This is a genomic window from Tateyamaria sp. ANG-S1, from assembly GCF_000814025.1.
Lineage (GTDB): Bacteria > Pseudomonadota > Alphaproteobacteria > Rhodobacterales > Rhodobacteraceae > Tateyamaria.
In genome coordinates, this window is record NZ_JWLL01000001.1 from 1 (window position 1) to 16,509 (window position 16,509).

The window sequence follows — 16,509 nt, forward strand, 5'->3', positions numbered from 1 at the left end:
GGCAGCGATGCAGCTTTGCTTTTCGTCGCCCGCGCCTGGCGCGACGCCGTGCTCGAAGTGTTCCCGCCGATCACCCATCGCAACACGCGGATGCTCAAACAGCGCAAAAAGCGCGACCGGCCCGGCGATCATCCCCGCTCCGAGGTCACCAGCGTCCACTACGCTGCCGCCACCAAGGGCCGCTACGGTCGCTGGATCGCCCGCATCGAGATCAAGGACGACATCCGGCCCACCGGCGCCGGACCATCACCCGGAGCTTCTCCGAAGCAGACCTCGGCACAGATGCGGCACGCGAAGCTGCCGAGGCAGCGGGGCTGCAGATGGTCCTCGCCGTCGAGCACGGAGACGACCCGCCCTCCGCAGCCCCGCTGCCAAGCGCCTGCACAAAAGGCCGGGAAGGGGTCGCGGGGACGGGTGAGGACCGCGATGACACATCGGTACCGAGGCCGCTGTCGCCCCGACTACGAAAGAAGACCTCTACGCAGACGTAGCGAGAAAGGGGGGCAACGACCTGCGCGTTGCCCGCCCGTTTCTCGCTGCACGGTGTTCGAATGGCCGGTATTCACGCCGCGCTGCAGCGCGGGCGATGAGGAAAGCGCCGAAAGATCCATGCTACGTGCGCGCGCAGCACAAACATGCGATGACCGGGTTGGGCTCAGTCTAGACCTTCGCCGCTCTGTGTCTCGACGTCGGTACGCAGCCTGAAGCGGTCATTGGCTCAATGTCTTCGACATGACCGCATTGCGGACGAAGCTGCCGTCTGGAACGTGGCGCAGGATGTCTGCTATCAATTAAACAAACTTTATAAGACAGGTGATTTCCGATGGCACTTCCCGAACCACCATTTGACGGTTCCTGTCTTTGCGGCTCCGTCCAGATTCACATAACTGCACCGCCGCTCCTTACTTTGGCTTGTCATTACTGTGACTGCCAGAAATTTACGGCTAGTGCGTTTTCCCTCACAACTATGTTTCCATTTGATGATTTTGCGTGTTCGGGCGAACTCTTTCAGGGGGGACTCCAGTCAAGCGGAGAGATCAACTGGCTCTTCGACGTTGTCGCCCCGGATCAAAACACGACAGCGCGTGTGCTCGCTAATTTCCGGCAAGTGGTGCAGGAAGGTGGTTTGCGGCTGCACCCTCTGATTGGGCGCTTGGTCGATGAGGAAACGCTCAAGAAGATAGCCGGCCAATCGAAGGGCGGTGAAGACTGATGCCGGTTTTTATTGCGGAAGACTACTACGGGCCATTTTGGAGCAAGTTTGAACTAACGACCTGCGACGAAGCAGATGACGAAAGAATTGCCGCGGGAAAAAAGTATCTAAAGGATGCTGAAATGCAGTTCATCATGGAAGACGTAGCCCGCGCTGGCGATCGGAAGTTCGAATTTATTACGGTCGAAATTGAATGGCCAGAGGAATACTTGCCTCGTAAGCTGCAGCTTTCTCAAGGAACTGCGCTTCCGGATTATATCCACTCGTACCGAGGCGGAAGCAATGGGCATAACCATTCTGCCCTGCTTAGCGAAAAGGCAATGGAAACGATTGATCAGACTAAATCTGGGTCTGATAATTGGAAATTTCATGAAATTAAGATCGAAGATCCCGCCGGTAAAGAGGTCGCAAGGTACTTTGCTTGGCTGATTACAACTCGGAGGGACGCCGTTGATGCTTTGTCACCTGGCGTCAAATCCGTTGGTGGTCCCATCGATGGCAAGCATCTTTTTGAATATTCTGGCGAACGGTCGCCAGAAAATCTTCGTCTAAAGAAAGACGAAGTAAAAGATCTAAATGCCTGGACGGATTTTCGTTTCTATGGCAACTATGGGATTTTTGTCTCTGATGAGGTTTTCCAAAAAATGACCGAAGCGAGTTTATCCGGCTTTGCCGCGCAATCTACTTGGTCCGTAGTCTAGTTTTAAAAAGATTGTTCTATGACTGACTTTTCATTCAACAAGAATACTCCGTCACTTCAACCTATTTTTACGACTGCGCGACCGGGCTTGCCGACAAGCGGTCCTGATATTGGCTAGTTCTTCTCTCCTGAGATTCAGGACGCCAAACTTCGTAAGTTCCTAGGTCAGAAGAACCATACAAGGGGTCCATTGCGGGAAGGACGAACGTCGGCTTAGTCGAAAGTCCTTAGAATGTCGTTTCGCCCCGTACCGCAATGGACCTCTTGATGACTGATGAAAAAATGGAATGGGCATCGATTCCGGCAAAACATAGCTACCGGCAAAGCCCAGATAGTTTGGAAAAACTACACGCTTTGATGGACGAATACACAGCGTCCGGAGGGTTCTTCTCCACCTTTCGCCCGTTCCGGCGCAACCCTTGACCGATCCATAGCGGGCATCTGCGCGTCCTGCAGCATCCGTCACAAAGGGCTCACTGCCAACCTCTGCCGCGCTTGGTCCATGTCGAATTGGCCTCCGCTCAAGAGATCCGGTCGGTGCAGCATCGCTGGGATGCTCTTATCTTGTCAGCGTCAGAAGCGCAGGCTGCGGGCATCGGGCAGCCCACGGCATTCCTCACCGACCGGCGGCTGCGATTGAACTTGCAAAACAGCGGTCTGCGCAGCGCTCCCTTGCTGGGTGAGCTGCCGCAACACGCCTTGCATCGTCTCAACGATCACCGCGCTCGGATTGAAGCGCTGCGCGACATCGCAGATCACCGCCGGCAAGGGATGTTCAAACGCGCGCCCGTCACGCTTCTTCACCCACAAGTGTCACGGAAACCCAGCGCCACAGGAGCTGTCTGATGAACACGATCCCGCAAACCTCCTGCGAAAGGATGAACCGAAACAGCCAAGCGTACCAAGACGCTTTGGAACGTTTGCGCGACGTCTTCGAGCATGCGCGCATTTTGCAACACAGGCTGCAGGGTCTGCCGGGGGACGTCCAACAGCACCACAAGGATATGCTCAACAGCTTCAAAGCTGCCGCAGACCTCCGCGAAGAGCCTGCCGACGACTTCAAGTCGTTGCTCGCAGGCCTATGTACTGCGCTTCAAGGCCAAGAGGCGCGACGCGAAGTGCCTCCTGAGCTGGTCCAAGTTGACATCGATGACTTTGGCGCGCCCATCTACGACTATGTGGCCGAGCCCGCCATGTATTGTCCGTTCGAAGCCGCACGCGAAGCGCTCCGCGATGTGCAGCACCATCTTGATCGCTGGCTGGGCCATGCTGCGGCCTGGGAACGGATCGATGATCTGGTCGCAAAGTTCTAAGCCAAATCTTCTCAGCAAGGGACGTTACACCGCTCCTTGCACCTCCCCCCCTCCGGAAAAGGTGCAAAAATGAAAACGCGCCCAGCCCCCAATGTGTCCTACGAAGACCTCAACCGCCTCATCGATGCCTCGCCAGACATGGCCCAAAAGGTCGAAGTCACACAGACGCTCCTCTACGAAACCGTTGCCCATATCTGCGACATCGCGGACGATGAATTGGACATCATCGAAAGCGAGTTCTTCGATGCAATCCTCCCCTTCGTCGCCGAAAAAGGATGGGTGTCTTACCATGAGGTCCAGAAACCTTCGATGACCTTCCTTGCGATCCTGGTTGGTCGCGACAGTATCCTATCGCCCGGCCCCGATGGGGTGGACGTACAGGTCAAGCTCGCCGACACGTTCCGCGTTTGCAGAAAACTCGCACTCGACATCGATCAAATGGTCGAAGAAGCTATCAAAGACGGGCGAGCCAAACATCAAAACGACACAAACAACGAGGCCTAAACCTCCGAAGTATTTTTGGCCAGAAGAAAGGGTTAGTCACTCGGGAGGGTGACGATGATTGTGTCTTCGTTCCATCCAGCGGGCAGGTCGCGGGCCTGAACTTGCACTTGTGTGGTGCCTGCCGGGATGGTCACGCCGCTCAGCGAGCGGGTGAAAGGCTGTTCGTCCACGTGCGGGTGGTGCAGCACGCGCATGCCGAGTTCATTGCCGTCCATGTCCAGCACCCGCCAGCCGTCGGCATAGTGGTCCCAGCCGGTGTCGGGGTGGCTGATGGTGACGGAGAAGCGGTAGGTGTCCGCGCCTGTCTTGGCGATGTCGACATTTTCGATCACCGGCTCTTCGGCGAGCGCAGGGGTGGCGAGCAGCAGGAGGGGGATGAGGTGTTTCATGTGAGTACGTTACGGTCCGTTTAGGGTGGTGTCATGTCACGTGTCTGTGCCCAGCAGGATCGTGCGCGAGTTTGAGGCAAACTCGCGCCGCCAGATCACTGCCAGTGTGAACAGTGTTGCCGCGATCAATGTGATCGGGCCAGCCAGCCATGCGATGCAGGCGAGGGCGAAGTAGACGGATCTGAGCCCGCGGTTGAACGAGCGTGCGGCGGTGATGTTGATCTCTGCCGCTTGGGCGGCGCGTGGGCTGCACGTGGGGTCCGTGACGTCGTTGGGGACGGCGGCCATGACGACCGCAGCGTAACCAAAGAGCCGATTGGCCCAGACGAATTTTAGGAAGGCGTTGGTCAGGAACAGCACCACGGTCAGCATCTTGATCTCCCACACGAAGGCGGGCGTATCCGTCAGGATCAGGTCGTTTGCAATGCCTGTCAGCCGCTCGGCATTGCCGATCAGGGCCAGCGTGCCCCCGATGGCGATGACCGAGGTCGAGGCGAAGAACGCCGTGCCCTGCCGCAGGCTCGCCACGATCTGGGCGTCGAAAATGCGCGGCTCGCGCGTGATCATCTGTTGCATCCATTCGCGCCGAAACCCGGCCATGATCTGCGAGGTCGAGGGATGCTTGGCCCGCGGGTGTTCGATGCGCCAGCCGATGACCTGCCAGCCCAGCACCAGAAGGCCAAGCGCTGCAAAGTCGAGCGGAGTGAAAAGGGCGATGCGGTCAAGCCAGGTCATGGCTGCGGTCTTACACCGCAGGAATTCAGATTGCATCCCGGCCAAATTGGTCATATTATTTTACCAATCGACGGAGGACGCCTCATGGAAATGCCCATTCCCGATTCTGATGTACTGGCGCGCAAGGCCCGTGTGGTCGAGCGGTTGCGCAGTGTGTTACCCGCCGATGCGGTGATCGACGACCCGATGGAAACGCGGGCCTATGAGTGTGATGCGCTTACGGCCTATCGCTGCCCGCCCATGGTGGCGGTGCTGCCTGCCACGACGGCGGAAGTGTCGGATGTGCTGCGCATTTGCCATGAAGAGGGCGTGCCGGTTGTCCCACGCGGCTCGGGCACCTCGCTTGCGGGCGGTGCGCTGCCCACCGCAGATTGCGTGATCCTGGGCGTCGCGCGCATGAATGACGTGATCGAGACGGACTACGACAACCGCTTTATCCGGGTGCAAACAGGGCGGACCAACCTGAGTGTGACCGGTGCGGTGGAAACGGACGGCTTTTTCTACGCCCCCGATCCGTCGAGCCAGTTGGCCTGTGCCATTGCAGGCAACATCGCGATGAACTCGGGCGGGGCGCATTGCCTGAAATATGGCGTCACGACCAACAACCTGCTGGGCGTGACCATGGTGCAGATGGACGGGACCGTGGTCGAAATCGGGGGGGCGCATCTGGATTCCGGGGGGCTCGATCTGCTCGGTGTCATTTGCGGGTCAGAAGGGCAGTTGGGTGTTGTGACCGAAGCCACCTTGCGCATCCTGCACAAGCCCGAGGGCGCGCGGCCCGTGCTGATGGGTTTTGACAGCGCCGAAGTGGCGGGGGCCTGCGTCGCCGACATCATCAAGGCGGGCGTGCTGCCCGTGGCCATCGAGTTCATGGACAAGATGCTGATCGAGGTCTGCGAGGATTTCGCCAAGGCGGATTATCCGAAATGCGGCGCGCTGTTGATTGTTGAGGTTGAAGGCTCTGACGCCGAGATCGACGCGCAGCTTGCGCTGATCACCGACATTGCCAAGCGGCACAACCCGGTCGCCCTGCGCGAAAGTGCGTCGGCCGACGAAAGCGCGCGCATCTGGGCCGGGCGAAAGGCCGCGTTCTCGGCCATTGGGCGGATCAGTGACTACATGTGCCTGGATGGGACAATCCCCGTGTCGGAACTGCCTTACGTCCTGCGCCGCATCGGTGAGATGTCGGAGAAATATGGCCTGCCTGTGGGCAACGTGTTCCATGCAGGCGACGGCAATATGCACCCGCTGATTTGCTATGACGCCAACAAGCCGGGCGATTTGGAACTGTGCGAGGAGTTCGGAGCCGAAGTGCTGAAGCTGTGCGTCGAGGTCGGCGGCTGCCTGACCGGTGAACATGGTGTGGGCATCGAAAAGCGTGATCTGATGACCCACCAATACGCGCCCGCCGATCTGGAAGCGCAGATGGCCGTGAAGGACGTGTTTGATGCTAAGTGGCTGTTAAACCCTGCCAAGGTATTCCCCTTGGCGGTGTCTGAGCCGCGGCGTGGTGCGGCATTGGCAGCGGAGTAAGGGGGCCAGCCCCCTCGGCCTTGCGGCCTCACCCCCGGAGTTTATTGGGCAAGATGAAGATGAGCATGTTGACGTCAGAAGATGCAGTTGCGCAGGCGATGGCAGAGGCCAAGGGCCCCTTGGTTATTCGCGGCGGTGGCACCCGCACGGTGGGTCGCCCTGTGGTGGGTGAGGTTCTGGATGTATCGGGTCTGTCCGGGGTGACGCTGTATGAACCCGGCGCGCTGACTCTGGTCGCGCAGGCGGGCACGCCGGTGGCCGAGATTGAGTCGGCGTTGGCGGCGGAGAACCAGCGGCTTGCTTTTGAGCCCTATGATTTGACCGGCGTGTTGGGCACTTCGGGTGCCTCGACCATTGGTGGGGTGATTGCCACCAACGCAAGCGGGCCGCGCCGTATCATGGCGGGTGCGGCACGCGATTTTGCGCTGGGCGTCCGTTTTGTCGATGGCACCGGGCAGGTGATCAAGAACGGTGGGCGCGTGATGAAGAACGTCACGGGCTACGATCTGGTCAAGCTCATGAGCGGGTCGTGGGGCACTTTGGGCGTGCTGACCGAGGTGAGCCTGAAGGTGCTGCCCTCGGTCGAGGCCGAGACGACGCTTGTGATTGACGGGCTGGCTGCGGACCAGGCGGTGCTGGCGATGAGCCGGGCGCTGGGCTCGCCTTTTGAGGTGTCGGGTGCGGCCTGGGTCGCGGGTCAGGTCTGGCTGCGGCTTGAAGGGTTCGAGGGCTCTGTGGCCTATCGCGCGTCACAGTTGAAAACCTTGCTGGCCGCGTTTGGCGACATCGCTGAGATGCAGGTCGACTGGCGCACCGTACGAGATGCAATGCCGTTGCATGGGGCGGATGCGGTCTGGCGCATCTCGGTTAAGCCCAGCGATGGGCCAGCGGTGATTGCAGCCTTGCCCAAGGGGACCGACACGCTGATGGACTGGGGCGGCGGTTTGGTCTGGGCCGGGCATTCCGGTGGCGACATTGCAGCGACGCACTCTGCGGTTCAGGCGGCAGTGGCCGCGATGGGCGGCCATGCAACGCTGATCAAGGGGCCGGACGCGGTGCGCTCAGCAGTGCCGGTGTTCCAACCCGAAGCGCCCGGCGTGGCCGCACTCACCGCATCCTTGCGCCACAGGTTCGATCCCAACGGCATCCTGAACCCCGGGCTGATGGCCGCCTGATGGTTGTTGTCCTCTTTATCATGGCCTTTGTGATCGGGCCCGGCCTTTTCTTCCTGCTGGACCGGGCGGCCGGGCGGCACTGGCCGCTCGCCTTTGTCGCGTCGCTCTTTGTGCTGGCCAGTTTCCTGCTGCGCAGCGACGCCTACCTGACCTTCCCCGTTGACGCGACGCGCGTGTTTCTGAGCATCACTTTCATCTGGCTGGGCTGGGTGGTGGTGATGGTTCTGGCCGCCCGCGCCCTGCGCGAAGCATTTCCGACACCGCGCGGGCACCGCCTTGTGCGGGCCGCGGGTGCGATGGGCACAACCGTTCCGTGGTTCGGCTTTGCCGCAGCCCAAATGATGGCGAGATAAGATGCAAACCACATTTACCCCCGAACAGCTCAGCGACCCGCAGATCGAGCGGTCGAACGAGATCCTGCGCAATTGCGTGCATTGCGGGTTCTGCACGGCCACTTGCCCGACCTATCAGGTGCTTGGCGATGAGCTGGATAGCCCGCGGGGCCGTATCTACCTGATCAAGGATATGCTTGAGAATGACCGCGACCCGGACGAGAAGGTCGTCAAGCATATCGACCGCTGCCTTTCCTGTCTTGCTTGCATGACGACCTGCCCCTCGGGCGTGCACTACATGCACTTGGTCGATCATGCGCGGGAATATATCGAAAACCGCTACAAACGCCCCTTCACCGACCGCGCGCTGCGCTGGGTGCTGGCGCGCATTCTGCCCTATCCGATGCGGTTCCGCGTGGCACTTCTGGGCGCCAAGATCGGGCGTCCTTTTGCCCGTCTGATGCCCGACGCCCGCCTGCGCGCGATGCTGGAGATGGCGCCGGATCACATCCCGCCCGTCAGCCGCAATGATGATCCGCAAAGCTTTGCGCCAAAAGCGCCCCGGAAGATGCGCGTTGCGCTGATGACGGGCTGCGCGCAACGGGCGCTCAACACAGACATCAACGACGCCACCATCCGCCTGCTCACCCGGCTGGGCTGCGAAGTTGTTGTGGCCGAGGGTGCGGGCTGTTGCGGTGCGCTCACCCACCACATGGGCAAGGCGGACGAAAGCCACGCAACGGCGGCCAAGAACATCCGCGCCTGGGCCAAGGAAATGGATGGCGACGGCCTCGACGCCATAGTCATCAACACCTCGGGCTGCGGCACCACGGTCAAGGACTATGGCCACATGTTCCGCAATGATGCGCTGGCGGAGGATGCAGCCCGGGTCGCAGGTATCGCCATGGACGTGAGCGAAGTACTGATGAAACTCGACCTGCCCGAAGGCACGCAGCAGGACATGACCATCGCCTACCACGCGGCCTGTTCCCTGCAACACGGCCAACAGATCAAGACATACCCCAAGGATCTGCTCAAGCGGGCAGGCTACAAGGTGGTCGAACCCGCCGACAGCCACCTGTGCTGTGGCTCTGCGGGCACCTACAACCTCATGCAGCCCGAGATTTCGCAGCAGTTGAAAAAGCGCAAAGTGCGCACGCTCGAGGCCAAGAACCCCGACATCATCGCCGCCGGCAATATCGGCTGCATGATGCAGATCGGGTCGGCAGCAGGGGTGCCTGTCGTGCACACGGTCGAGCTGCTGGATTGGGCCACCGGCGGGCCGCGTCCGCCCGCGCTCGACCGCCACCCAAGTGACGTGCCGATTTTGCGTTAAATTGGACCTATGCCCTAATTTTGCCCCCATTCGCGCCTAGATCCGACTCAACCGTGGGATCGGAGAGTGATGAGTATGCGCCGATGGATGGCCTTGTTTGTTTTGGCCCTGGCAGTGACAACGACAGCGGTGGCGCAAGACGCGCAACTCAAGCGTCTCGACTCTGGTGCGGATGCAGCAGGGTGGGAGGCTGTCGGGCGGCTCAATGTCGGCGGCACCGGGTTTTGCACAGGCGCTCTGATCGCGCCGGATCTCGTGCTGACAGCGGGCCATTGCCTGTTTGACAAGGAAACCGGCGACCGGATCGACCATACGCAGGTCGAGTTCCTGGCGGGCTGGCGCAACGGGCGGGCCTCGGCCTACCGCAATGTGCGACGTGCCGTGGTGCATCCGGACTACACCTATGCCGGCCATGTGAAATCCGAAGGCGTGCGCAACGACCTAGCACTTCTCGAACTCGAACACCCCATTCGCGATGGCAAGATCATGCCCTTCGACACCGCCGCGCGCCCGCCGCGCGGGGCCAAGGTCGGTGTGGTCAGCTATGCGACGGGTCGGTCCGAAGCCCCATCGCTGCAGGAACTGTGCCGCGTTCTGGCGCAACAGGACGGCCTGCTTGTGACGTCCTGTTCGGTCGAATTCGGCAGTTCCGGCGCCCCGATCTTTGTGATCGACAAGGGCCGCGTCCAGATCGTTTCGGTCGTGTCCGCCAAGGCCGAGGTTGAGGGCAAGGCCGTGTCGCTGGGCACGTCGCTGGGCGCTCCGCTTGCGCGCCTGCAAGCCGAACTCGTGGCCCAACGCGACGACATCAGCCCCCGTATCTCCGGTGGAATGCGCCGCGACACGGGCGCGAAGTTCATCAAACCATGAGAGCGCTGGCACTCCTCCTGGCCCTGTTGACGGCCACAGCCACGCAGGCGCAGACGACAAAGCTGCGCACGCTCGATACCGATTACTCTGCCGCCAGTTGGAAGGCCGTGGGCCGGATCGAGTTTGGCGGCGGTCGCGCCTTTTGTTCCGGCACGCTGATCGCGCGCGATCTGGTGCTGACGGCGGCCCATTGCCTCTACAAACCCGATACCGACCAGCTTTGGCCCACGGACACGATCCGCTTCCGGGCCGGGTTCCGCAATGGCGAGGCGGCAGCCACCCGCCGCGCATCGGATGCCTCGGCCCACGAACGGTTCGATGCAATAGGCCCCCTGACAGCCGAAAACGCCAGCTACGACGTGGCCCTGATCCGGCTGGCCGAGCCTGTCTCGACCTTCGATGTACCACCGTTCTACGTGCACGAAGGGGCTGTCCCGAGCGGTCCTGTCAGCGTTGTCAGCTACGGGCGTGGCCGCGAAAATGCACAGTCGCGGCAAAAGCAATGCCAACTGCTCGACCGGGCCGATGACGCGATGCTGTTTGACTGCGACGTCACCTTCGGCTCCTCCGGCGCGCCGGTCTTTACCCACAAGAACGGGCGGGGGCAGATCGTGTCGGTGATCTCCGGCATGGTGCATATCAAGGGCGAAAAACGGGCGCTCGGGATGGTGCTGCCCGAGCGCATCACGGAAGTGAAACGCCAGCTCAGGATGCAGGTGGCACCGCCCGTCGCACAGGTGCGCCGGATCACGGTGGGCGGCGGCACTCGCAGCGGCACAGGCGCGAAATTCGTCAAACCCTAGGGGTCTTGAACGGCCAAAAATCCTCACCACATTGATGGTATCGGATGCCCAGCCGGGGTCCGACCATAGCAACCTTGCGGGTTTGTCCGGACCGGAAAACCCGCCGTTAATCGCTCTGATGAGGATGACATGCGTACATACGACTTTGCACCGCTTTACCGCGCAACAGTTGGTTTCGACCAGATTGCCGACCTGATGGACCGGGTCCTTGCGACGGACAACAACGCGGGCACATACCCCCCCTACAACATCGAAAAGACCGACGATGATGCCTACCGCATCTCGATTGCCGTTGCGGGTTTTTCCGACGCCGACCTTGGTGTCGAGGTCAAGGAAAAGTCGCTGATCGTCTCGGCCCGCAAAGCCGACGAACAGGACAAGACCTACCTCCACCGCGGCATTGCCACCCGCGCGTTTGAACGTCGCTTCCACCTGGCTGACCACGTGGTCGTGACAGGTGCCTCCCATGTCGATGGCATGCTGCATATCGAACTTGTGCGCGAGGTGCCCGAGGCCCTCAAACCCCGCCGGATTGAGATTGCCAGCCAAAAGGCGATTGAAACGGACGTGGTGGACGCCAAGGCCGTGAACTAAGCCGACCCAAGTCCGACCTCCTCCTCCCTGTCGGACGACCCCGGGGTGCTGCACGCGCCCCGGGGTTTTTTGTGCCCAAATGATCTGGCGCAAAGACGAAGGCCCGCGCCCCATGCATGGATCGCCCGCAACGGAGGATACGCCATGCCCGCAGCCCAGACGAAAACGGACCTGCTTGCCGTCACGCACAAGGAGTTCGAGAAACTCACAACGCTGATCGCCCAAGTCCCGGACGACATTGCGGTCGAGAAACTGGAAGATGACACCTCAATCAAGGATGTCATCGGCCACCGGGCCCATTGGATCGACCTGTTTTTTGGCTGGTACGCAGACGGGCAGGCGGGCAAGCCGGTCTTTTTTCCCGCCGAAGGGTACAAGTGGAACGACCTGAAAAGCTACAACGCCCATCTGCGGCAACGTCAGGCCGATCTGGACTGGGCCGAGGTGGTTGCGATGCTGCGGGACGGCCACGCGCGCCTGCTGGAGTTCATCGAAACCCGGTCCGAAGCAGAGCTTTATGGCGGGCCGATGAAAGGGGCCAAGAACGCGTGGCGACTTGGCCGCTGGGTCGAAGCGACCGGGCCCAGCCACTACCGCTCCGCGGCCAAGTTCATCCGCAAGGCGGTCAAGGACAAGGCGTTGACCTGAGCCGTCAGGCGGTGTCGGCCCCGATGGCCAGCAGCCGGTCTATCTCCGCATTCACAGCCTCGGGCGCATCAAGGTTCGCGATATGCCCTGCGCCGGGCAGCACGACATGCCGACAGGCCGGGATGGCCGCCGCCATCGCCGCTGCGCGCCCATGAATGCGCGTGTTGCGCGCACCGACCATGACGGCACAAGGCATCGTCAGCTCCCCCAGATGTCGCCGCCCGTCATAGGCCGTCGCCAGACACAGAACCGCATGGGATTGCGTCGCATCCAGCCGCGGCAGGGTGGCTTTCAGGTAGGTCGCCGCTTCGGGCGTCTCGGCCCCCAGATGGCGCGCAGGCAGCCGGGCCATCCAGCGCGGCGGGATCAGTGCCATGGGCCACAGGCAGGCGTTTATCAGGTGCCGCGCCACCGCACTGCCGGTCACCGTCGGCACCGCTTCGATCATGGCAAGGTGTGATACCGCGCCCGGCCACCGCGCCGCCATCTCCAGCGCCACCATGCCGCCCATCGACAGCCCGACCACCGCATATCTGTGCACCCCGAGTGCCTCCAAACGCGCATGCACGTTCTCGGCCATCTGCTCTACGCTCGTTGCTGCCGGAACACTTCCATGCCCAGGCAAATTGGGAACGATCACCCGGCGCGTGCTCCGAAAATGCGTGCGTTGCGGCGCCCACATGTGGTTGTCCACGCCCGCCCCGTGCAGGAATACAAGGGCAGGGCCATCGCCTTCGTCAATCAGGTCCGTCATGCGCTGTGGCTTAGCATCGCGCAGGCCCAAGTCCCACCCGTATGGCCCGCCTCCGCCTAGCCTGCGTCCCGCGCCCCCGCAGCCAGCGCGAGCCCGTCCGCAACGGCGGTAAACACCTCGGAAAACGAATGCCGCGCCGCTGGAAACTGATCCTTCATCGTGTCGGTCACCATCGACATCAGGCTCGACCCGCCCACATAAATCACCTGGTCAATCTGCTCGGCACGCACCTGCGCCATCTCCAGCGTCTCCGCCACACCTCGGCGCAAAGCAGCCGCATGCGGATCGAGAATGCCCCGCAGCGCCGCCCCCGGCAACGCCGCCTCCAGCCCCCGCGCGACCTCGCCCAAGGCTATCACGGCATCCCCACGCCCCGAATTGGCATCAATCTTGCCCTGCTCCACGGCAAAGGCGACGTCATGGCCCAATTCATGCTCCAGCACAGTGCCCAGCCGCGCCATCTTCTCCCGCTCCTCAGCCATCTGCACCATGTCAGCGACCATGCGCCGGGTCTGCGCGGTATAGAGAAACGGGATCTTCTCCCAGGTCGCCAGATCATTGAAAATCGCCTTGGGCGCGGGCAGGGTGCCCGGCCCGATGGCGTTCCTTATCAGCGTCCCAGCCCCAAACAGCGGCATCACCCGGTCAATGCTGATTGCGCGGTCAAAGTCGGTCCCACCAATGCGCACCCCATGGTTCGACAGGATGGAGATCCCCTCGCCACCGGTACGAAAGATCGAAAAGTCCGATGTCCCGCCGCCAATATCCACGATCAGACCCGTAGCACCGGGATGGTCCAGCGCGCCCGCCGCAATGGCTGCTGCCTCAGGCTCCGGCAGGAACGACACGTCCTCAAACCCCGCCGCCAGATAACAGTCCCGCAAATCCGCCTCGGCCTGCGCTTCTCGCGGATCGCCAGAGCCGTGAAACACCACCGGACGCCCCGACAGGGCGTGATCAAACACATGCCCGGCCTCCGCCTCCGCCCGCCGCTTCACCTCCGTCAAAAACCGCGCGATGATGTCGACAAAGGTGATCCGCTCATTCAGCAACTGCCGCTTCTCGTGCATGACGGTCGTGCCCAGCACGCGCTTCAGCGCCCGCATGAACCGCCCTTCGACCCCCTCCAGCAGCGCGTCATTCGCCGGATGGCCCATCAGCATCTTTCGCGCGTCATAATCAAAGAACACGGTGGTCGGCAGCGTCGTCTGCCCTTGCGCCATGCTCACCAGATGCGGCTGACCATCCCGCACGTAGCCCGCCGCTGAATTCGACGTCCCAAAATCAATACCCAAGGTTGCCATGACGCGCCGTCCTGATCCTTCATCTTGCCAGATAAACTCTCCCCGAAGGGCCGTTTGGCAAACAAAAACGCCGCCCGATTTCTCAGGCGGCGCCAGCAATGTAAACAGGCAAAAAGGTCAGTCCACGGACCCGATGGAAAAGAACATCGTCTCGCCCGAATGGTCATCGACACCGTCATTGTCGGTCGAAATCCAGGCCGTCCCATCGGCCAGGATCGCCAGCCCCTCGACCTTGTCCAAGACATAGCCGCCGGTCGAGGTCAGATCCGGGATCAGGTCCCGCACCTCTTCCTTGCTGACGACAGGCAACTCACCACCCAAGGGCGCAGGTTCCATCTCCGCCAGCGGCACGCGGTAGATCTTCTTGGTCACGGCTTCGATGCCATGCTGGTTGTCACGCTCCACGACATAGACGTGATCGCCATGCGCCACGATCTCAGACAGGCCAACCCAACCCTTGGCCGGTTCCGCCTTCGGGTAGTGGACTGCGCCCCACTCCTCGGTCTCAAGGTTATAGGCCACCAGCTTCACATGATTGGCCGGATCATCCTTCCACTCACGCTGCACGGCCATCCACAGGGTATCGCCGACCTTGGTGATCCCCTCAAAGCCAAAGCGCCGCTCGACCGCCATCAATTCCGGGGGCAGGCCGATCTCTTCTTCAATGCTGCCATCGGCAGCCACCTTGTAGATCGCGTGCGGAATGACGCGGTCCGTGCGGCCTTCGCTGGCGATCCAGAACGCATCACCATCCAGCGTGATCCCCTCCATGTCCAGCTTCTGCGCAGGCCGACCTGCACGGGTCACGTCAATCGCCTCTACAATCCGCGCTGGGGTCTGCGAGGGATCAATCTTGAAGATGCGCGGCTGGAACCCATAGAAGCTGTCGGACACGGCATAGATCATGCCATCCGCATCAGCGACCATGCCCGAGATAGCACCCCACCCGGTCAACTCCTCCATCCCTTCAGATGTCAGATGCGGATAAATCGCCGGACCTTCGGCATATTCAAACAGCATCACATGCGCCCGCGCCGCACCATCTTCCAGCCCGTCCACTTCATTGGCCGACACCAGCAGGTTCCGCTCCGGAATCACCACATAGCCTTCCGGCCCGATGCCCGACGGCAGCATCTGCGTCAGCACCGGCGCTTCCAGATTGGTGACGTCATAGACCCCGACGATGGACCCGCGCTCGGACCCCACGAACACAAACGGCGTGCCGTCAAAACTGGCAAAGGTCACGCTTTCGGGCTCCACGCCCTTCGCGTCCGACCGCTTGTCCGGGTAGTGCCCGATCTGCACCATCGCGTGCTCAAAGCTCACGCCGCTTTCATAGACAACCCGCCCGTCCTTGCGGAAAATCGTCCAGCCGCGCGACCCGCCTTCGTAGTCGCCCTCGTTGGCGGTGGCAAAGTGTTCATCATCAATCCACGTCACCGCATCGGGCTCGCGCAGACGACCCATCTGGCTCTCGTTAAAGATCAGCGCACCACGCTCATCCGTGGCGTCGATGCCCTCCAGGTCCACAGCCCCGGCAGAGAAATGGCTGACGATGCTACCATCACGCGCCACCACCACCATGTGGTTGTTCTCTTGGAGCGTCACCACGGTCTCACCCAGAGCATTGATGGACACATATTCCGGCTCGGGGTCCGTGGGGGCGACATCGGCCAACCCTGTCAGATCGGCGGTCAGGATGCTGTCGCAGTCCAGCGACCCGTCCACCACGTCGATCATCTGCAACGACCCGGCGGGCAGCTGCGGGATCACCCCGTCGTTCAGGTCTTCGTCCCGCTCATTCTCAATCGCGACGGACACAAAAGACCCGTCAGGCGCCTTGGCCACACTGTCCGGCTGCCCGGCCAGATCGCAGGACGCGATGACGGACCCGTCCGCCACATTGATCGCCAGCATCTTGCCCGACGGGTTGGTAAAGCTCTCCGACGTGTTGATCCCGACAAAAGCGGTCGTGCCGATGACGGCCACGGATGTCGGCTCGCCCTCAAGCGCGATATTGCCCAATGGCTGCGGGTTGGCAGGGTCGGTGATGTCCACCCGGCCCAACGCCTCAAGCGGGCTGTCGGTATAGACCAGCGTCATCCCGTCAGCGGTCACATCGATGATCTCGGGCGAGCTTTCGCGGCTCGTGTCCTCGCCCTCGGCCATATTGGTCACGACCGGGAACGACGCGATGCGGTTGAAATGCTTGGCTGCATGGCCGTCAGCCACAGCCGCGCCTGCCATCAGGGCCAGCGCAGAGGTCATGCAGAAAAAGGGTTTGGTCATAAGACACTCCATCGGGA

At 61.6% G+C, this 16,509-nt stretch carries 19 protein-coding genes; 13 read left to right on the forward strand and 6 right to left on the reverse strand.

The features are described from left to right. The first annotated feature begins 823 nt into the window (after nucleotides 1–823). The 3 genes from RA29_RS22675 to RA29_RS23085 all read left to right on the forward strand — a co-directional run bounded on the left by RA29_RS22675 (nucleotide 824) and on the right by RA29_RS23085 (nucleotide 2,336). Nucleotides 824–1,213: a hypothetical protein gene (locus RA29_RS22675; protein WP_152612876.1), complete on the forward strand. Its 390-nt coding sequence runs from the start codon at nucleotides 824–826 to the stop codon at nucleotides 1,211–1,213. Continuing rightward, nucleotides 1,213–1,914, forward strand: coding sequence for a hypothetical protein (locus RA29_RS00010; RefSeq protein ID WP_039681732.1), 702 nt, complete (start codon nucleotides 1,213–1,215; stop codon nucleotides 1,912–1,914). Before RA29_RS22675 ends, RA29_RS00010 begins: the two co-directional genes overlap by 1 nt. Nucleotides 1,915–2,180: 266 nt before the next feature. Then, nucleotides 2,181–2,336, forward strand: a complete 156-nt coding sequence (locus RA29_RS23085) for a hypothetical protein (RefSeq protein ID WP_193743426.1) — start codon at nucleotides 2,181–2,183, stop codon at nucleotides 2,334–2,336. Between the two features lie 150 nt (nucleotides 2,337–2,486). Here the strand turns inward: RA29_RS23085 and RA29_RS00015 are convergent, their stop codons facing one another. Continuing rightward, nucleotides 2,487–2,717 carry a hypothetical protein gene (locus RA29_RS00015; protein ID WP_152612877.1) on the reverse strand — a complete coding sequence of 77 codons (231 nt, stop codon included), beginning with the start codon at nucleotides 2,715–2,717 and terminating at the stop codon, nucleotides 2,487–2,489. Between the two features lie 41 nt (nucleotides 2,718–2,758). Here RA29_RS00015 and RA29_RS00020 point away from each other — a divergent pair, with 41 nt between their 5' ends. Further along, complete coding sequence (locus RA29_RS00020; protein WP_039681735.1) at nucleotides 2,759–3,226, forward strand: hypothetical protein; 468 nt, start codon at nucleotides 2,759–2,761, stop codon at nucleotides 3,224–3,226. Nucleotides 3,227–3,295: 69 nt separating this feature from the next. Next, the gene (locus tag RA29_RS00025) at nucleotides 3,296–3,730 is read left to right on the forward strand and encodes a hypothetical protein (RefSeq protein ID WP_039681737.1); all 435 of its coding nucleotides are present in this window, start codon (nucleotides 3,296–3,298) and stop codon (nucleotides 3,728–3,730) included. 32 nt (nucleotides 3,731–3,762) lie between these two features. On the opposite strand, the gene RA29_RS00030 is transcribed toward RA29_RS00025, so the two are convergent. Together RA29_RS00030 and RA29_RS00035 are read right to left on the reverse strand one after the other, a co-directional pair. Then, the gene (locus RA29_RS00030) at nucleotides 3,763–4,119 is read right to left on the reverse strand and encodes a hypothetical protein (RefSeq protein ID WP_039681738.1); all 357 of its coding nucleotides are present in this window, start codon (nucleotides 4,117–4,119) and stop codon (nucleotides 3,763–3,765) included. A 36-nt stretch (nucleotides 4,120–4,155) separates the two neighbouring features. Next, complete coding sequence (locus RA29_RS00035) at nucleotides 4,156–4,854, reverse strand: DUF599 domain-containing protein (RefSeq protein ID WP_039682301.1); 699 nt, start codon at nucleotides 4,852–4,854, stop codon at nucleotides 4,156–4,158. Nucleotides 4,855–4,938: 84 nt separating this feature from the next. On the opposite strand from RA29_RS00035, the gene RA29_RS00040 reads away from it, so the two are divergent. The 8 genes from RA29_RS00040 (at nucleotide 4,939) to RA29_RS00075 (ending at nucleotide 12,145) form a co-directional block, all read left to right on the forward strand. Then, the gene (locus RA29_RS00040; RefSeq protein ID WP_039681740.1) at nucleotides 4,939–6,387 is read left to right on the forward strand and encodes an FAD-linked oxidase C-terminal domain-containing protein; all 1,449 of its coding nucleotides are present in this window, start codon (nucleotides 4,939–4,941) and stop codon (nucleotides 6,385–6,387) included. 59 nt (nucleotides 6,388–6,446) lie between these two features. Further along, nucleotides 6,447–7,562 carry a glycolate oxidase subunit GlcE gene (gene glcE, locus RA29_RS00045; RefSeq protein ID WP_052249406.1) on the forward strand — a complete coding sequence of 372 codons (1,116 nt, stop codon included), beginning with the start codon at nucleotides 6,447–6,449 and terminating at the stop codon, nucleotides 7,560–7,562. Beyond that, nucleotides 7,562–7,915: a hypothetical protein gene (locus tag RA29_RS00050; protein ID WP_039681742.1), complete on the forward strand. Its 354-nt coding sequence runs from the start codon at nucleotides 7,562–7,564 to the stop codon at nucleotides 7,913–7,915. The genes glcE and RA29_RS00050 overlap by 1 nt, the downstream gene beginning before the upstream one ends. A 1-nt stretch (nucleotide 7,916) precedes the next feature. Beyond that, nucleotides 7,917–9,230 (forward strand): glycolate oxidase subunit GlcF, encoded by a 1,314-nt coding sequence (glcF, locus tag RA29_RS00055; RefSeq protein WP_039681744.1) that lies wholly within the window; start codon nucleotides 7,917–7,919, stop codon nucleotides 9,228–9,230. Between the two features lie 75 nt (nucleotides 9,231–9,305). Next, entirely contained in the window at nucleotides 9,306–10,100 is a 795-nt protein-coding gene (locus RA29_RS00060; protein WP_039681746.1) for a trypsin-like serine protease, read from the forward strand. Then, a complete protein-coding gene (locus tag RA29_RS00065) occupies nucleotides 10,097–10,903 on the forward strand; it encodes a trypsin-like peptidase domain-containing protein (protein WP_039681748.1) in 807 nt (268 codons plus the stop codon). Before RA29_RS00060 ends, RA29_RS00065 begins: the two co-directional genes overlap by 4 nt. Nucleotides 10,904–11,032: 129 nt before the next feature. After that, nucleotides 11,033–11,497 (forward strand): Hsp20 family protein, encoded by a 465-nt coding sequence (locus RA29_RS00070; RefSeq protein ID WP_039681750.1) that lies wholly within the window; start codon nucleotides 11,033–11,035, stop codon nucleotides 11,495–11,497. A 144-nt stretch (nucleotides 11,498–11,641) separates the two neighbouring features. Beyond that, a complete protein-coding gene (locus tag RA29_RS00075) occupies nucleotides 11,642–12,145 on the forward strand; it encodes a ClbS/DfsB family four-helix bundle protein (RefSeq protein ID WP_039681752.1) in 504 nt (167 codons plus the stop codon). A 4-nt stretch (nucleotides 12,146–12,149) separates the two neighbouring features. On the opposite strand, the gene RA29_RS00080 is transcribed toward RA29_RS00075, so the two are convergent. From RA29_RS00080 to RA29_RS00090, 3 genes are all read right to left on the reverse strand, one after another. After that, on the reverse strand, nucleotides 12,150–12,899 hold the full coding sequence (locus RA29_RS00080) for an alpha/beta hydrolase (RefSeq protein WP_039681754.1): 750 nt from the start codon (nucleotides 12,897–12,899) through the stop codon (nucleotides 12,150–12,152). A gap of 56 nt (nucleotides 12,900–12,955) precedes the next feature. Continuing rightward, nucleotides 12,956–14,203, reverse strand: coding sequence for an Hsp70 family protein (locus RA29_RS00085; protein ID WP_039682305.1), 1,248 nt, complete (start codon nucleotides 14,201–14,203; stop codon nucleotides 12,956–12,958). Nucleotides 14,204–14,320: 117 nt separating this feature from the next. Continuing rightward, complete coding sequence (locus tag RA29_RS00090) at nucleotides 14,321–16,492, reverse strand: esterase-like activity of phytase family protein (RefSeq protein WP_039681756.1); 2,172 nt, start codon at nucleotides 16,490–16,492, stop codon at nucleotides 14,321–14,323. Between the last annotated feature and the right edge of the window lie 17 nt (nucleotides 16,493–16,509).

What these genes read in the sequence shown, in the direction of transcription:
- RA29_RS22675 (WP_152612876.1), top strand. Translation starts at nt 824, where the DNA reads ATGGCACTTCCCGAACCACCATTTGACGGTTCCTGTCTTTGCGGCTCC.
- RA29_RS00010 (WP_039681732.1), top strand. Translation starts at nt 1,213, where the DNA reads ATGCCGGTTTTTATTGCGGAAGACTACTACGGGCCATTTTGGAGCAAG.
- RA29_RS23085 (WP_193743426.1), top strand. Translation starts at nt 2,181, where the DNA reads ATGACTGATGAAAAAATGGAATGGGCATCGATTCCGGCAAAACATAGC.
- RA29_RS00020 (WP_039681735.1), top strand. Translation starts at nt 2,759, where the DNA reads ATGAACACGATCCCGCAAACCTCCTGCGAAAGGATGAACCGAAACAGC.
- RA29_RS00025 (WP_039681737.1), top strand. Translation starts at nt 3,296, where the DNA reads ATGAAAACGCGCCCAGCCCCCAATGTGTCCTACGAAGACCTCAACCGC.
- RA29_RS00030 (WP_039681738.1), bottom strand. Translation starts at nt 4,119, where the DNA reads ATGAAACACCTCATCCCCCTCCTGCTGCTCGCCACCCCTGCGCTCGCC.
- RA29_RS00035 (WP_039682301.1), bottom strand. Translation starts at nt 4,854, where the DNA reads ATGACCTGGCTTGACCGCATCGCCCTTTTCACTCCGCTCGACTTTGCA.
- RA29_RS00040 (WP_039681740.1), top strand. Translation starts at nt 4,939, where the DNA reads ATGGAAATGCCCATTCCCGATTCTGATGTACTGGCGCGCAAGGCCCGT.
- glcE (WP_052249406.1), top strand. Translation starts at nt 6,447, where the DNA reads ATGAGCATGTTGACGTCAGAAGATGCAGTTGCGCAGGCGATGGCAGAG.
- RA29_RS00050 (WP_039681742.1), top strand. Translation starts at nt 7,562, where the DNA reads ATGGTTGTTGTCCTCTTTATCATGGCCTTTGTGATCGGGCCCGGCCTT.
- glcF (WP_039681744.1), top strand. Translation starts at nt 7,917, where the DNA reads ATGCAAACCACATTTACCCCCGAACAGCTCAGCGACCCGCAGATCGAG.
- RA29_RS00060 (WP_039681746.1), top strand. Translation starts at nt 9,306, where the DNA reads ATGCGCCGATGGATGGCCTTGTTTGTTTTGGCCCTGGCAGTGACAACG.
- RA29_RS00065 (WP_039681748.1), top strand. Translation starts at nt 10,097, where the DNA reads ATGAGAGCGCTGGCACTCCTCCTGGCCCTGTTGACGGCCACAGCCACG.
- RA29_RS00070 (WP_039681750.1), top strand. Translation starts at nt 11,033, where the DNA reads ATGCGTACATACGACTTTGCACCGCTTTACCGCGCAACAGTTGGTTTC.
- RA29_RS00075 (WP_039681752.1), top strand. Translation starts at nt 11,642, where the DNA reads ATGCCCGCAGCCCAGACGAAAACGGACCTGCTTGCCGTCACGCACAAG.
- RA29_RS00080 (WP_039681754.1), bottom strand. Translation starts at nt 12,899, where the DNA reads ATGACGGACCTGATTGACGAAGGCGATGGCCCTGCCCTTGTATTCCTG.
- RA29_RS00085 (WP_039682305.1), bottom strand. Translation starts at nt 14,203, where the DNA reads ATGGCAACCTTGGGTATTGATTTTGGGACGTCGAATTCAGCGGCGGGC.
- RA29_RS00090 (WP_039681756.1), bottom strand. Translation starts at nt 16,492, where the DNA reads ATGACCAAACCCTTTTTCTGCATGACCTCTGCGCTGGCCCTGATGGCA.